General features: G+C 35.4%; 19 protein-coding genes and 1 tRNA gene. 6 read left to right on the plus strand and 14 right to left on the minus strand.

What is annotated here, in order from left to right; all coding sequences use genetic code 11:
- Positions 1 to 53: 53 nt before the first annotated feature.
- Both ACSAMO_RS03885 and ACSAMO_RS03890 read left to right on the plus strand, forming a co-directional pair.
- Positions 54 to 1,346 carry a glycosyltransferase family 39 protein gene (locus tag ACSAMO_RS03885; RefSeq protein ID WP_337871064.1) on the plus strand — a complete coding sequence of 431 codons (1,293 nt, stop codon included), beginning with the start codon at positions 54 to 56 and terminating at the stop codon, positions 1,344 to 1,346.
- A gap of 21 nt (positions 1,347 to 1,367) precedes the next feature.
- On the plus strand, positions 1,368 to 3,305 hold the full coding sequence (locus ACSAMO_RS03890) for a hypothetical protein (protein ID WP_499209882.1): 1,938 nt from the start codon (positions 1,368 to 1,370) through the stop codon (positions 3,303 to 3,305).
- 53 nt (positions 3,306 to 3,358) lie between these two features.
- Here ACSAMO_RS03890 and nth read toward each other — a convergent pair whose 3' ends face one another.
- Positions 3,359 to 4,000, minus strand: coding sequence for an endonuclease III (gene nth / locus ACSAMO_RS03895; protein WP_499209883.1), 642 nt, complete (start codon positions 3,998 to 4,000; stop codon positions 3,359 to 3,361).
- Between the two features lie 145 nt (positions 4,001 to 4,145).
- On the opposite strand from nth, the gene glyA reads away from it, so the two are divergent.
- On the plus strand, positions 4,146 to 5,387 hold the full coding sequence (glyA, locus tag ACSAMO_RS03900; protein WP_308457015.1) for a serine hydroxymethyltransferase: 1,242 nt from the start codon (positions 4,146 to 4,148) through the stop codon (positions 5,385 to 5,387).
- Positions 5,388 to 5,517: 130 nt separating this feature from the next.
- Positions 5,518 to 5,592 (plus strand) — tRNA-Glu (locus ACSAMO_RS03905).
- 81 nt (positions 5,593 to 5,673) lie between these two features.
- On the opposite strand, the gene ACSAMO_RS03910 is transcribed toward ACSAMO_RS03905, so the two are convergent.
- From ACSAMO_RS03910 to ACSAMO_RS03970, 13 genes are all read right to left on the minus strand, one after another.
- Positions 5,674 to 6,699: an ADP-ribosyltransferase-containing protein gene (locus ACSAMO_RS03910; protein ID WP_499209884.1), complete on the minus strand. Its 1,026-nt coding sequence runs from the start codon at positions 6,697 to 6,699 to the stop codon at positions 5,674 to 5,676.
- A 73-nt stretch (positions 6,700 to 6,772) separates the two neighbouring features.
- Positions 6,773 to 6,997 (minus strand): hypothetical protein, encoded by a 225-nt coding sequence (locus ACSAMO_RS03915; RefSeq protein WP_499209885.1) that lies wholly within the window; start codon positions 6,995 to 6,997, stop codon positions 6,773 to 6,775.
- A 111-nt stretch (positions 6,998 to 7,108) separates the two neighbouring features.
- Positions 7,109 to 7,303 (minus strand): hypothetical protein, encoded by a 195-nt coding sequence (locus tag ACSAMO_RS03920; protein WP_499209886.1) that lies wholly within the window; start codon positions 7,301 to 7,303, stop codon positions 7,109 to 7,111.
- A 64-nt stretch (positions 7,304 to 7,367) separates the two neighbouring features.
- The gene (locus ACSAMO_RS03925) at positions 7,368 to 7,688 is read right to left on the minus strand and encodes a hypothetical protein (RefSeq protein ID WP_499209887.1); all 321 of its coding nucleotides are present in this window, start codon (positions 7,686 to 7,688) and stop codon (positions 7,368 to 7,370) included.
- A complete protein-coding gene (locus ACSAMO_RS03930; RefSeq protein ID WP_482489510.1) occupies positions 7,669 to 8,847 on the minus strand; it encodes a hypothetical protein in 1,179 nt (392 codons plus the stop codon). Before ACSAMO_RS03930 ends, ACSAMO_RS03925 begins: the two co-directional genes overlap by 20 nt.
- 225 nt (positions 8,848 to 9,072) lie before the next feature.
- Positions 9,073 to 9,813, minus strand: a complete 741-nt coding sequence (locus tag ACSAMO_RS03935) for a hypothetical protein (RefSeq protein WP_482489512.1) — start codon at positions 9,811 to 9,813, stop codon at positions 9,073 to 9,075.
- 58 nt (positions 9,814 to 9,871) lie between these two features.
- Positions 9,872 to 10,003, minus strand: coding sequence for a hypothetical protein (locus ACSAMO_RS03940; protein ID WP_482489514.1), 132 nt, complete (start codon positions 10,001 to 10,003; stop codon positions 9,872 to 9,874).
- Positions 9,997 to 10,164, minus strand: a complete 168-nt coding sequence (locus ACSAMO_RS03945; protein WP_022230123.1) for a hypothetical protein — start codon at positions 10,162 to 10,164, stop codon at positions 9,997 to 9,999. The genes ACSAMO_RS03940 and ACSAMO_RS03945 overlap by 7 nt, the downstream gene beginning before the upstream one ends.
- A gap of 148 nt (positions 10,165 to 10,312) precedes the next feature.
- The gene (locus ACSAMO_RS03950; RefSeq protein WP_499209888.1) at positions 10,313 to 10,474 is read right to left on the minus strand and encodes a hypothetical protein; all 162 of its coding nucleotides are present in this window, start codon (positions 10,472 to 10,474) and stop codon (positions 10,313 to 10,315) included.
- 37 nt (positions 10,475 to 10,511) lie between these two features.
- A complete protein-coding gene (locus ACSAMO_RS03955) occupies positions 10,512 to 10,757 on the minus strand; it encodes a hypothetical protein (RefSeq protein ID WP_412294926.1) in 246 nt (81 codons plus the stop codon).
- 103 nt (positions 10,758 to 10,860) lie between these two features.
- On the minus strand, positions 10,861 to 11,088 hold the full coding sequence (locus ACSAMO_RS03960; protein WP_499209889.1) for a hypothetical protein: 228 nt from the start codon (positions 11,086 to 11,088) through the stop codon (positions 10,861 to 10,863).
- Positions 11,088 to 11,789, minus strand: coding sequence for a hypothetical protein (locus ACSAMO_RS03965; protein WP_499209890.1), 702 nt, complete (start codon positions 11,787 to 11,789; stop codon positions 11,088 to 11,090). The genes ACSAMO_RS03960 and ACSAMO_RS03965 overlap by 1 nt, the downstream gene beginning before the upstream one ends.
- 215 nt (positions 11,790 to 12,004) lie before the next feature.
- Positions 12,005 to 12,214 (minus strand): hypothetical protein, encoded by a 210-nt coding sequence (locus tag ACSAMO_RS03970; protein WP_482490184.1) that lies wholly within the window; start codon positions 12,212 to 12,214, stop codon positions 12,005 to 12,007.
- 428 nt (positions 12,215 to 12,642) lie between these two features.
- Here ACSAMO_RS03970 and ACSAMO_RS03975 point away from each other — a divergent pair, with 428 nt between their 5' ends.
- Complete coding sequence (locus ACSAMO_RS03975) at positions 12,643 to 13,308, plus strand: LexA family protein (RefSeq protein ID WP_499209891.1); 666 nt, start codon at positions 12,643 to 12,645, stop codon at positions 13,306 to 13,308.
- A gap of 154 nt (positions 13,309 to 13,462) precedes the next feature.
- Positions 13,463 to 15,529, plus strand: a complete 2,067-nt coding sequence (locus tag ACSAMO_RS03980) for a metallopeptidase domain-containing protein (RefSeq protein ID WP_499209892.1) — start codon at positions 13,463 to 13,465, stop codon at positions 15,527 to 15,529.
- Positions 15,530 to 15,836: the final 307 nt, after the last annotated feature.

A 15,836-nucleotide genomic window follows, 5' to 3' on the forward strand; every position in this document is an offset into this window, starting at 1 on the left:
TTATTTGCTCGGCATATTTCGTAAAACAAATGTAACTAAAGGAGGTTAATCACTTGGTATTAAGCGTCATTTTTTCAATATTGTTTTTTTTGACAACTGCATTATTTCTAATAAAATTCATATCGCAATTAGGAATAACTTTACCTAACAACAAAATTTTTTCATATATTTGTACTGACAAATCGCCTGTAACTCAAAAATCAGAAATATCAAATAAAGAATATTTAAAAATTTTTATTTTTGCATTTCTATTTAGAGTAGCAATTTTCATTGTTGCATATCTTGCCAAAGGTATTTTTTCCGAATCGCAGTTGAGTTTTATGGATTACTGTAACTCTTGGAATTTATGGGATGCCCCTCACTATATAGAAATTGCTCAACAAGGATATGCCAATCATATTGAGGACGGACAATACTTAATGCTTGTATTCTTTCCGCTCTATCCTATACTGATAAAATTTTTTACACTTATTATACAAAACTATATTATATCTGCACTGCTCGTATCATTTTTAGCATATTCATTCGGGTGTGTGCTGATGTACAACCTTGTTGCAATAGACTATAATAAATCAATAGCAAAGAAAAGTATTATTTTTCTTTCTGTTTCGCCATTTGCATTTTTCTTTGGCGGTATAGTTACAGAAAGTACATTTTTCTTAATAATAATCGCTACATTTCTTGCGATACGAAAGCACAATTATCTAATAGCCGGTATTTTAGGTATTTTTGCTTCACTTACCCGATCGGTAGGTGTACTTATGATTATACCCGCCGCTATTGAGTGGATACAAGATGTTAAACCTTTATCGCTTATTAAAGAAAAACAAACTAAAGAACTATCAAAAAATATATTGAAAGTAATTCCTATATTACTTATTCCAATAGGAACACTGATTTACCTTTTGGTTAATTACAATGTCACAGGTGATCCATTTGCATTTCTCACATATCAAAAAGAGCATTGGTCACAAGGGCTTCAATTTTTCGGTAAAACAATTAAACTTATGTCAGGATATGCTTTTGGCGATGATCTAAGCTTAGCCGTATCTATTTTTATACCCGGTTTAGTTTCGGTATTTATTGCTATAATAGCTGCTGCATACGGAATAAGACGCACTCGCTTAATGTATATAGCATTTTTGCTGTTCTACATTATGTACAATTCCGGTGCAACATGGCCGCTTAGTATATGTCGTTATATTATGTGTTCATTCCCAGCTTATTGGATTTTAGCAGAATTTACCGAACGTCATAAAGAAACGGAAATTCCGATTATTGTACTTATGACTGTATGTTTCGGCATATATCTTGTCGGATACATAACAGTTCATCAAATTATGTAAACAAACACAGAGGTGATTTAATTGTTAGGAGTTATTTATTATTTGCTTTTTCTTATCATCGGATTTATTTACAGTTCGATGTTCTTCAAAGAAAAAGATATTTATTACAAACTATGGTCCGGACTTGTTTTCGGAAATATAATACTTATGGCAGGAATTATTCCGTTTGCCTTGATTTTTAAATTCACATACATAAGCCACATACTTTTACTTATTGCGGCGATTATACCGATAGTTGTGTTGGGAATTAAGCACAAAGACGTTGTGCAAAGTATTTTTTCTGAGAAAACAGTATATTTAAAAAAGCATCTTTTATGCAAAGAAAACGTGGTTATATCAAATAAGATTTTTCTGTTTTTGATTATACCTGTCACACTGTTAATATGCTTGCTTATGGTAAACCATATCCTTGCACCTTATGCCAACGGTGCTGTAAGTTCGGGACAGTCTACATACGGTGACTTACAAATGCACCTTGGATTTGTTACATCAATAGCCGAACAAAAATCATTTCCGCCGGAATACTGTTTCCTTTCGGGAACAAGATTAAACTATCCGTTCCTTATTGATTCGCTTTCTTCAAGCCTGTATATGTTCGGTTGTCCGCTTAGAATTGCCGTACTTATTCCAAGCTTTATATTTGCACTTTGTATAGTAATGGGATTTTACATTCTTTCATTCTCCCTTACCAAGAGTACAACCGTATCTGTCATTGCAACATTGTTCTTCTTCTTAAACGGCGGATTTGGTTTTGCGTATTTCTTTGAGAGTGCAAAAGAAGACCCGTCAAACTTTACAAAGTTCTTTACGGAATACTACCAGACACCGACAAACTATAATGAACACAATATACGTTGGTCAAATGTCATTTGCGATATGATTATACCACAAAGAACAACAATGGCTGGTTGGTGCGTAATCCTGTTTGAACTTGAAATGCTTGTAAATGCGGTAAAGAATAAAAAGACATCTTATTTCATTATTCTCGGAGTTGTCGCCGGCTGTATGCCGATGATACACACACATTCATTGCTTGCACTCGGAATTATAAGTGTCGGAATGTTCTTCCTTTATCTTTACGATGAAAAAGACAAGAAAAGCTATATTATGCGTTGGATATACTTCGGAGGCATCACCCTTGTACTTGCTATGCCACAGCTTTTCTTCTGGACATTCTCACAAACTTCGGGAAACAGTTCATTCCTAAGATATTCATTTAACTGGGTAAATGAGGCTGATCCGTATTTATGGTTCTATATCAAGAATTGGGGAATTCCTTTCTTGTTCATTATCCCTGCGTTTTTCAATACATCAAAGGATAATAAAAAATTAGTGCTTAGCTGCGGATTGTTGTTCTTAATCGCCGAACTGATATTGTTCCAGCCTAACGATTATGATAACAACAAACTGTTCTACATAGCATATATGATTGCGGTAATCATTGTTTCGGAATATCTTATACTTATTTATAATAAACTTAAAGGTATCAACTTACGTGGTTTCCTTGCGGCATTGGTTATTATTTCCGCTACGCTGTCAGGAGTTATGACAATTATCCGCGAATATCACTCAGGTGCAATGTATCAGACATATAGTGCCGCTGATATTGAAGTTTCTGAATATATTAAAGACAACACCGACGCAAACGGTGTGTTTATGACAAGTACAAATCACATTAACCCTGTAGTTTCACTTGCCGGAAGAACAATATATGTAGGTTCTTCGTTGTATGTGCATTTCCACGGGTTCGGAGAAGAATATACTAAGAGAAGTGAAGAATTAAAAACAGCATATGAGGGTTCTTCTCAACAGTTAAAGTCATTTGCAGATGAAAACAACATTTCATATATTTATATAGGAAACAACGAAAAACAGGATTTCAATATAAATTACAATTCACTTTCACAGTTTGAAAAAATATATGATGAAAATTCAATACAGATATATAAAGTAAAATAAATGCAAAAGCAGACAAAATTGTTTATGATTTTGTCTGCTTTATTTTTAACAATTCAGCATTTTCCCGCACTTTTGCAAACTTCCTTAATAGGACATACCGCACATTTAGGGTTTCTTGCCGTACATACCGCACGACCGTGTGCCACAAACTGATGGCACATTCTAAGCTGATAATCGGGCGGTACAACCTTTTTCAAGTCCATTTCGACTTTTGTAGGATCGTCGTTCGTTGTAAGACCTATACGCTTTGCAATCCGCTTACAGTGCGTATCAACCACAACAGCAGGCTTACCGAATATATCGCCAAGTACAAGGTTTGCTGTTTTTCTGCCCGTTCCGGCAAGACTTGTCAAGTCCTCCATTGTATCGGGCACTTCCCCGCCGTAAACGTCAATAAGCCTTTGACAGCACAAGATTATATTTTTTGCCTTATTACGGTAAAATCCCGCAGATTTTATATCTTCACAAAGCTCGTCATAATCCGCATTAGCAAAATCTTCTGCATTTCTATACTTTTTAAAAAGTGTTTCGGTAATTATATTAACTCTTGCGTCGGTACATTGTGCCGACATTTGAGTGGCAATAAGCATTTCAAGCGGTGTTGTGTAATTAAGCGAACATTTGACATCGGGATATGCCTTGTCCAAAAGTTCTCGCAATTTCAAAACACGTTCTTTCTTCGTCAAAGAAATCACCTCAATTCAATTTTTCTGATAAGTACATTATATAATTTTTCGTAAAAAATTGCAACAAAGACTTGCACTTTTATTAAATAACATATATAATATTACATAAAGTTGTTTTCAACTCAACACTTTTTATAAGAAAGGAAATGGGAAAATGGAAAAATACGAAAAGATGAAATCTTTTGATCCGGAAATTTATGCGGCAATTCAAGATGAAACAAATCGTCAGAACAATAAAATTGAACTTATTGCGTCTGAAAACTTTGTATCGGAAAGAATTATGGAGGCTAACGGCTCACCGCTTACAAACAAATATGCAGAGGGTTATCCGGGAAAACGTTACTACGGCGGTTGCGAACACGTTGACGTTGTAGAAACACTTGCTATCGAAAGAGCAAAAGAATTATTCGGTGCAGACTATGCAAATGTTCAGGCACACTCAGGTGCTCAGGCTAATATGGCTGTATTCTTTGCACTTCTTACACCGGGTGACACAGTTCTTTCAATGAGCCTTGCTCACGGCGGTCACCTTAGTCACGGAAGTCCTGTTAATATGTCCGGTAAGTATTTTAACATTGTACCTTACGGTGTTACAGAAGATACTAACACAATAGATTATGACGAAGTAAGACGTATAGCACTTGAATGTAAGCCAAAACTTATCCTTGCAGGTGCGTCAGCTTATCCAAGAATTATTGATTTCAAGAAATTTGCCGATATTGCAAGCGAAGTCGGTGCATACTTTATGGTTGATATGGCACATATCGCAGGACTTGTTGCAGCAGGTTGCCATCCGTCACCAATGCCGTATGCAGACGTTGTTACTACAACAACTCACAAGACTCTAAGAGGTCCTCGCGGCGGTCTTATTCTTACAAATAACGAAGAAATCGCTGTTAAGATTAATAAGGCTATCTTCCCGGGTATTCAAGGCGGTCCTCTAATGCACACAATCGCAGCTAAGGCAGTATGCTTTAAAGAAGCACTTGACCCAAGCTTTAAGACATACGCAGAACAGGTTGTTAAAAATGCGTCAGTTCTTGCAGATACACTTATGGCAGAAGGCTTTAAACTTGTAAGCGGCGGTACTGATAACCACCTTATGCTTGTAAACCTTACAGATACAGGCGTTACAGGTAAAGAAGCTGAAAAAATGCTTGACGAAGTCGGTATTACAGTAAATAAAAACGCAATTCCGTTTGATACAAAGAGTCCGTTCGTTACAAGTGGTATCAGAATCGGTACTCCTGCCTCAACTTCAAGAGGTTTTAAAGAAGAAGATATGGTCGAAGTCGGTAAACTTATCGCTATGACAATCAAAGACTTTGAAAATAATAAAGAAGAAGTTAAGACAAGAGTTAAGGCTCTTTGCGATAAATACCCACTTTACAGATAAACCTATCGAGCCTGTCACAAAAATATCGACAGCTCCAAAAGATTATTATGCGGATTTTGATATTTTTTCAAAATCCGCTATTTTTCTATTGACAAATATAAATTAATGTGGTATTATAGTATCTGTTAATGGCTCGTTGGTCAAGCGGTTAAGACTCCGGCCTCTCACGCCGGCAACGAGGGTTCGATTCCCTCACGAGTCACCAAATTTTAAAATCACAAAAAATCGTATAAATGCTTGAATATCAAGTGTTTATGCGGTTTTTTTAGTGCTTTTATAAATACAATCAATATTTGTCGTCTAACTCATTCCACATATGTCCTTTTGCGTCTATAACATATGGTTTTTTTTTTGCAAGATAAACCTCGTATAATTGCTGATTATCGGATTGAGCATAGCTATTTGATGTCACCTTGCTATCAAAAAAAAACAATGAAATTTTATCGTCAGACATTTTAGGGTCAAACACATAAAAGCCACCCTTATCCGTTCCGTGATACACCGCTTTAGGGGTGCCGTCCTCATTAACAACCTTACTTGCTTTTTTAGGATTGTTTTCCCAATCGCCGAACCAACGTTTAAATTGTTGAGAATATGTTGCATTTTTAATTTTAGGCTTGACAGACGAGTTTTTTTCTGTTATATTATGTATGAAGCCATCTTGAGGCAGGGGGTTGGGCAATCGGAGCCCTGGTCTCTGTAGTAAAGATAAGGCTTCTTTTTTATTCCAATAAAACATACTTGTTTTATTGTTTGCTTCATCAATTAAAGCATTTTTTAGTTGTTTTGTTATAGCATTATCTTTTCCGAATATAGAAACCACAGCGTTACTATCTATTGTAAGATTGTTTTGTGTTCCATACACTACTTTAGGGGTGCCGTCCTCATTTACAACTTTGCTTGCTTTGCTCGGGTCATTTTCCCAATCTCCAAACCAATTTTTAAAATTGTCGGATTTAATCTGCACATTAGTAGTATTATTTTCGACCTTGTCAAAACTACCGTTGTTTAAGTTCTTTAATGAGAATTTTCCTCGTGTTCTGTCTTTTTCTGAGTCCCTTCTACCATTCTCATATACTCTCTGAATCTCCGCCTGTGTTCCTTCATTCTTCGACATAAAGCTGTCAATTCCTCTTTTGTCAACTTTCTTTCTGTACTGCCTGATGAGTTCTCGTGTTTCTCTTTCTGTAAGTCCGTTTCTTGATATTTCACGTCTTATCCCCTCGCTTTCTGCAAAATTTCTAATCTTTTCAATTCCGAATTGTTTAAGTTTTTCCCAAGTTTCATCTGTAGTAATCATTTTCTCGGACATATCCTGCCCTGTTGTCATTGCATAATATCCAACAACTTTACCGCCGTTATCTTCTATAAATCCTTCAAGCCCTTTAATAAGATTTCCCCTTCAATTTGCTGATTTCCATTGCTTTGGATAGCAGTTCTTCTTGTGTTGCTTTTTCGTGACTTATCATATAGTCTATCATCATTTCTGTTTGAAATGCTTTCTGTGTCATCAACATTATTACTATTATACACTCCTCGTCCACTCTGAATATCTTCAACCCACGCAGTAAATCCTTCTGTGCTTGTGTCAATTTTTTTTGTTTCTTCATTATATAATTTCTCCCTTAGATTATCAATAAAATCTTCGTTGCCGTCAATTTCAATCTGCACATTATCAGTATTGTTTTCACCGGTATCAAGGTTACTGCTATTTGAACTCTTTAATAAGAATTTTCCTCGTGTTCTGTCTTTTTCTGAGTCCCTTCTACCATTCTCATATACTCTCTGAATTTCCGCCTTTGTTCCTCCCTTCTTCGACAGAAAGCTGTTAGTTCTTCTTTTGTCAACTTTCTTTCTGTACTGTCTGATAAGTTCTCGTGTTTCTCTTTCTGTAAGTCCGTTTCTTGATATTTCACGTCTTATCCCCTCGCTTTCTGCAAAACCCCTAATTTTTCCAATCCCTATTCGTTCAACTTTTTTCTAAGTTTCGTCTGTAGTAATCATTTTTTCGGACATATCCTGCCCTGTTGTCATTGCATAATATCCAACAACTTTATCGCCGTTATCTTCTATAAATCCTTCAAGCCCTTTAAATGTTCTTCCTGTTGTAGAGTTATCATCTATAAGCAAAAATGATTTACCTTTAATTTCATTATATCTTATGTCACTTGATATGTCAAACTCAGACTGTCCGTCTGGCTTTGTCGATACAAATATACCGTCCTCTTTTGCTGACATTACCCCTGTTTTACGAATGTTTTCGGCATTGTCTTTGGAAGTGTTATGATACACATACAGCATAACCGTTTTCGTCTACCTTGCCACCGACATTCCGAATTTCTTCTATTGTGTCATAAGCATTTAGCAAATCGTCGCCACTAAGACGATTTTCGATTTTGTCATAATCGCTTTCTTTTATCGAATATTTGACACTTTCAGATAATGCACTTTTAGGTCTTTTTGTATTATATTTTTCCAATATATCTTGAGGCAATGTATCTGCGAAATTATCCTTGACAATATCGAGAAAATCTGATACGCTTGTTTCGGAAGAACCTTTAGATAGGGGAGTTTCTTTTGAGGCGAACCCTGCTCCGTTAGGAGACTGGTTCTTCTTTTTTGTTCTCACCGCATAAACAACATCTAAAGGTTCTATTTTTTGAACTTCGTAATTATTTACGATTATTCTTGTAGGATAGTAGTTACCTTTATCATCTATTCCTATCCCCATTAACACATACCCACCAAGCGTATTATTTCTCGGTTTCAGTCCATTCACCTTTATAGCATTTTCTAATACATCCCCAATTTTAGTGGTTACTTTAGCCGTATCTTTTGAATTTCTCATAAGTCCATATCTTAAAGCGTATTTCCCCACAAAGATATTTTTGTCTATATCTTTTACATAAATAAAAGATGTATTCTCTGTATTATGTGAATTATTTTTATCCCTTACATTGTTCATTGTCTTTGCAAGTATATCCGCTCTATTAATCTTGCCATCTGAATTTATTGGCAAATCTTCCGCCAATTTTGTAACCGGCATATCAGCTTTTTGAGCTAATTTATTATATGTATACTGATTAATAATTCCTCTTTCTTTTAAATTTAGTTGCCCTATTGATTGTATCGCCGCAACATCTTTTTCGTCTATATTAGAGTTTTCATTGTCTGAATTATCCTTTAACGAAAACTTTGTTTTGTTTGTACATTTCACATTCTCCCAAAATACAACGTCCGCATTTTGATTAGGTTTCATACTTTCAGGGAATGTATTAAGCCGTTCTTCTTTGTTCATACTTTGTCTTGCCTTAACATCGTCAGCCTCAATTTCTCCTGTGCTTTGGTTTCTGTTTTCGTTAGCAGGACTTTCACCGACTGCAAATCCCTCTTTCACTTGTATTGCGTGTTGTACTTCGTGAATAAGCGATTTTAATTTTTCTTGTATATGTCGTGCCATTATCTTTAACAGGCACTCCCGAATTTTGATATGCCGTTATAACAAAAGAAGAACAATCATAATGCAGTCTCCATCTCACCGATTAACTGTAACCGTGACTGTCATCATTTGCAATATCTGTCGCCCATTGAACTGCATTATCAATTACCCCATATAAAACTCCTTTTCGACATACAAAAAAGTACATCGAATTTCGATGTACTTTTTAAGCCTTATTTGAAATTTTTAATTTGTCTTTTGAGTTATTATATATCCGTTTGCGTTATCTGTCGGAACAAGGCGGAATGTGACATTTCCGAAATCAGTTCCTGTTGAATCGGTATTTTTAAATACTACGTCCATTCCGTCACCGACATTTTCGGCACTTATAAATTCATATCTGCCGTCTCCGCGATTTGAAACACTGATTTTATAATTACCGTTTTCATACAAAACACTGCCGTTATCGGTTGGGTGATATTCGGGCATATCTGCACCGAAAAGCAATTTATAAGTATCTCTTACAGAATTTTCGGACCATTCAAAATATCCGTTTTTATATTGAGCAGACGTATCCGCACCGTAACCTTCTGTGTAATAATAGAAGATAAAACTTCTTACAAAATCTTCACTTTGTAAATCGTTCTGTGTAAAATACGGTATTACATAACCTTGCTCCGCAAGAAACGATTTTGCATTATCGTCTAAAACAAAAGCCTTTGTATTCGGTTTTGTTTCGTATACATATCCGTCTTTGGAAAGCTGAATTGTATTATCGTTAAAATCAACATTAAATCCGCCAACCGTATCGGCTATATCACGGAGCTTAAAATATGTACTGCCGTCAATATTATACCCCTCTACATTAACGTTTTCACCGTTTAACTGAATAGGAAACGTATTTTCCGTTGCGGTGTAATTTACCGCCAAAGCTACCGTAAATGATAAAATCACACCTGTTGCAATACCTGCTATATATTTCTTCATATCCATTACCTCCCTTTTGTTCTATTATATCACAAAAGGAAAATATTGCAACATTTTTTTAGTCGCCGAAACAACCTACGTCCATTATAACTAATCTTCCGTCAAGCCACTTTTCATATATCGCATTCTTTACCTTGTCACGGTCAAAAAAGCACGCCCAAAGACGTGCTTTAACGATATTATTTAGCAAAAACTGCTCGGCATTTTACTTCTGAACTCATCCGATTCTTTTGTATATAACTTCATATATTCGGCATGCAACCTTTCATATTCTTCTAAATCCCCAGCGTCGTAAGCTTCATTATATTTTTCCCACAATTCTAATACTTTCTTGGATGGTTTAAACATCATGATAAACACCTCTCTACATCAAACTTTTTATAACATTAATTAATAAATTTTTCAAGGACTTTAAGTATTTTATAAATAACTTTAAAATTATCCATTGTCTATACCCCTTTGTTGTAATAAAAAACACGCTCATTAGTATTTTTTTGCTTTAATCAAACATACTAAATTCTCTTTGTAACTTCTCGTAATACTTTTTTACTTCTTCAGGTGCATCTTCTCGTAAGTAGTTATCTCCATCTTTGGGATACACCATCCACTTAGCCATTTCTTTGCCTATTTTTATGTCATAATCTGTTATAATCCTCATCATTTTACACACCTCTTTACCAATTCCAATAACCGCTTATCTATACAATATTTTTCATTTCCTCCAAAGCTTCTTTCCATAAATGAACATTATTATTTTCAGGATATTCTCTTATCAGTTCCTCACAACATTTTTTTGATGTTTCTAATAAGAATTTGTACTCTTTTTCTTCTTCATCAGCAAGCGGCAAGCTCTTGTTTCTCATTTTGAACGAACGTATCCACTCAAACGGAAAATATTCAGAATTATTATATATTATTTCCTTTATTTTATTTTGGTAATCCATTATTTTTCACCACTTATTATTTTAGCAAAAACCAATCGGCATTTTATTTCTGTGTTCTTTACTTTCTTTAGCATACATCTCCATATCAAACTTTTTATAATTCCTATTTAATTATATAATGTTGCTTTTCATTTGCATATGTTTCACGCATAAGTTCATATGCCTCCTCATTAGGCGGATCAATCATACCTTCATAAAATGTTCCTTTGTAAATTTTTTTCGTTAGTTCCCAATATTCCTTTAATAATGCTATATGTGCTTCAGAATTATATTCCAACCCTTTCATTCTATCCATTATGGCTTGCTGTTCGGGTGTATCTAAAACCATCATCACTTTGTCATCCTTTCAATCTTATCTATAATTGATCTTGATATATCGTTAAATTTTATTGATACCATACATTCGGCAGTTACTTCTGAAAAATCACGTTTTGTATAACCCTTTCCTGCATATGGACTTATCGCTAATTGAACATCGCGGCTATCTTGTATAATTTGAGTTTTTATTATTTTTTCAATAGCTTGATCAATTTTATTTTTGGCTTCCGTTTTACTTATACCACTTTTCTCTACAAGCTTTCTAATACTATCATAATAATACTTATGCCCTGCTTCGTGTAATACTACAGATATCACTTCATTATTTGCAAAATTTCCACTTTCAACGAAATCAAGTATCTTTTCAGCCGTATTAAATTTTGAATTAAGCATAATTTTTCGTAGTTCATCATTATAACCACCAATAGCTTCTGTATTTTCTCCAGTTCCTGTACCATACTTACCGAAATCAACCAATATAATTTGCGACAATTCAACATATTTTTTAAGGTATGGATAAGTTGCACTTATAAATTCCTCATAAAGTCTTATTACTTTATCATTAGCTTTTATGCTATCTTCCACATAGAGATCACAATGACTGTTTGACACTTTTTTAACAGGTATTTTTAGATTACCATAGATAACTTTTGATGCATGACTCAAAACCGCTTTTCTCTTTTTATCCGTAAACGGAGACTTCATAAGATCCATATTATCTTTATCTACTTCTAGTATATCATCTACATCGCTATTGTCAAGGTCATCGTCCGCAAAATATGCCGTTATTGTACCACGTCAAGCCACTTTTCATATATCACGGTCAAAAAAGCACCGTTTCATAGGTGCTAAGGCGGTAAACCTCGTATATTCACTTGTTCCACTCTCCTTTTTGGTATCAAAAAAGCACGCCTTTTGACGTGCTTGCTTTATTTACTTTCTTTTACTATTTCCCAACCCATAATCAATTCTTCTGCTTCTTTGTCTAACCGCAGACTAAGTTCTTTCCATTTTTCAAAAGCCTCAACAGCTTCAGGCGGTGCATCAGAAGTTAAAGGTTGCTTTTCATTACAGCCATTAATATATGGTTTGAAAATATCACGAAGTTTTTTTTCTTCTTCTGTAGGTAATCTTAACATACATTACACCTCACTCGTTAGTTAATATTTCATATACTCTACACTCTGTATAAACCTCATAGTATTTTTGCTCTTGGTATGTTTTTTTAGCATATAGACTTACATAAATATTATATCCTTTCTCAATTTCTCTGTCAAGTTTCTTCTTACAATATTTATACAAATATGCTATATAGCTTTGTTTATATATCCTTTGTCAATAAGTTTCACAACAATTTTTCCTTGCGATTGTTCCCATTTCGTCACTTTCGCAATCTTTCTCTATCTTGCCGTGAATTTCACCTCGTTTTTGTTACTTAACAGGAATGCCCTTATTTTGTAGATTATTCATCAACTTTTTTTTATAGTTCTAAAGCAAAGTTGACAAATAGTCTACATTATGATATATTAATAATGACAATAAATGTTTAGACAGGAAGTGATATTTTATGGAATTATATAAGAGAATAAAAGCACGCAGAGAAGAACTCGGAATGTCACAAGAAGAACTTGCAACTAAATTAGGGTATAAATCCCGTTCAACTATAAATAAAATTGAAATGGGCAAAAATGATATAACTCAATCAAAAATCATAGCTTTTGCCAATGCACTTCAAACAACTCCAAGCTACTTAATGGGACTGGACGAACACGAAACGGAAATATATACAGATGATAAATTTCCAAATCCGAATATAACAGAGGACTACACAACATTCCCCGTTATAGGTGACATAGCGAAAGGATATAATCATATCGCTATTGAATCATGGGACGGAGATAAAGTCGATATTCCTAATTCATATTTAAAAGGACATACTCCGAAAGATTTCTTTGTACTGTGCATTAAGGGTGACAGTATGTATCCTCAATATCAAGACGGCGATAAAGTATTAATCTTACGTCAAAGCACCGTTAATTATAGTGGTGATGTCGGAGCAGTGATATACAATGACGAAATATCAACATTAAAAAAAGTCGAGTTTGTAGAAGGTGAAGATTGGCTAAGATTAGTTCCTATCAATCCGAATGTTCCGCCAATATTAATTGCGGGTGAAGAATTAAAACACTGCCGAATAATGGGTGTTCCTAAATTGTTGATTAGAGAAATGTAACTTTAATTTGAAAGGTATGCCCTACTAACTGCAAAAATATAGCTATTAAAGAAAAACTTTAATGACGTTGTTGATGCTATAACCGATTGACGTTGAACAATATCTAAATTACTTTGTCAGCTGAGATTATTCCTCTGACTATTAGGAGAAAACAATGCAAAATAAAACAAAACTATTTAAAACAGCAATATGTATTATAACCACGTTAATATTAATTTTCGGCACTATTCCCTGTGGTGCGGTTTTATCGAACGAATCAAACGCACCAAATTTCACAAATCTTGTTGTATTTATGAAATTTTCTGACGAGGACGAATTTATCAACAACACTTATGCCGACACAACTGTCCGCAACATTTTAGACAATACATATAATAAAAGTGTATATAATGTCGCTGACTATTTCAAAACAGTAAGTGGCGGGAAAATGAATATGCAAACGCTTTATCTTTTTGACAACAACAATTCGCTCACACTTTCAAAGCCACGCGGTTATTATGCCGAAAAAGATGACCAAAACCCTTACGGCTACGAGAGTGGAGAAGAAAATTCCAGAATGTATGAACTACAGACTGATTGGGCGAATACAATTTCAAACGCAATCACGAACGGAAACAAACCAAAAGATATAGAAGAAAATCAATATAATTTTGCCGATCTTGACCGAAACCGTGACGGAAAAATTGATTTAATTACTGTGATTTACAAAAATACAACGCAAAATATTTCGGTTGGTTGGAATTCACCTCTTTGGGACTATCACTCATATTCAAATATGATTTCAGTGCAAGAAGGAGTTAATACTTATCAGAGTGGAGAATATTTACAGCTAACGTGCAACTACGAAAACGTAAACGGACTTGTGCTTTATCGCGGTGAGGATAATCTGCCTATTTTACCGACAGGTAAAATATGTCATGAGACCATGCACGCACTTGGCTTGAAAGACTTGTACCGCTCCAACCAAACAAGCGCGGTGTATTATATGTCACTGATGGCAAAACATCTAACCCCTATCGGACAGTATATTTCCGTTAAAGAACGCGAATCGCTCGGTTGGCTTGACAATAATCAAATTAAAACCATTGATAAAAACGGTACATACACACTCTACCCTGCCTCAGCTCAAAATGAAGTTGTTGCATATAAACGAGATTTGCCGAACGGAAAAACTCTTTATTTGGAATATCGTCAATTCGATGACAATGGTAACAAATATGATACAAAAAACAAGAAACTCTATTCGTGCAATACCGGTGACTTGATAAAAGGTGTAACTCTTAAGAGTGGACTGATTTGCTATCTTGCTAACACAGGTGTACGTTTTCCCTCAAATATAAACACTACAGGAGTTAACTGGAATATGCAGGTCGTTTCTAACGGTCAATACTCAACTATGTCAGATTGTGCAGTCGGTGACTGCGAAGAACTTTATATTGGTAACGACATATTTGTTTATGTAACAAATATGTCAGCAGATAAATTAGAGTTTGAAATTAGCGGAATTGCAGAAACAACCCCTACTCCGACTTTGACTCCGAGTCCTACTCCGAGTCCCACTCCGACTCCTACTCCGACTCCTACTATAAATCCCACTCCAACCGTGAGTCCGAGTCCTATTCCGAGTCATACTCCTACTGCGACTCCACGTCCTACTCATACAACGAGTCCGACAGCTACTCCGACAATAACTCCGACCACGAGTCCGACAGCTACTCCACATCCGACCCCGACAATAACTCCGACCACGGGTCCGACAGCTACTCCACATCCGACCCCGACAATAACTCCGACAGCAACGCCTACTGCAACTCCAAAACCTACATTAAATCCTACTGCAACTCCGACAGCGAGTCCGACACTAATTCCGACTTCTACCCAAAAACCTACACCACGTCCGACCGCGACTACAAATCCGACAATAACTCCTGCAACAAGTCCAACTGCTACAATGAGTCCTACCGCAAGTCCTACACATGATATTAACTGCAACATTGAAGGCAACAATATATCTGTTAAGCTCACAAACAGCACTTCAGGCGGAATTATCTTAATTTCTGAATTTAATTTGGACGGCAGATTATTACGTTGTACTACCCATTCACCACAAGAAAATATAAGTGCTTCCCTACTTTCTGCAACTCATACCGTAAAAGTTATGTGGTGGAATTCTCTAAACAATCTTGTTCCAATCACCAACTCAAAACCGGTAACGAAATAGTCCAATATATCGCCCCTACATCCACCGTTGACAATCAATACAATATTTGATATACTGCCGATAGAAGATGTAGTGGTTGGGACGTTTTGGACGTGTCAGGCGTGGTTACACTGTTTGTAGCAGTCGCTTCTCAATAATCTACATCTTCTTTTTGATGCATCATTAATTTGAGCAGTTACTTTAGCCGTATCTTATTTGTGTCACTGCCAAACAACCGCTTGACAATCGGCCTACTTTCACATATAATGTTATTAACAGATAAAGATACTATCGAATTTTGACTCACTTTCGGGAAACTTTTTCCCTG

The organism is Ructibacterium sp. SJQ-7, from assembly GCF_054696575.1.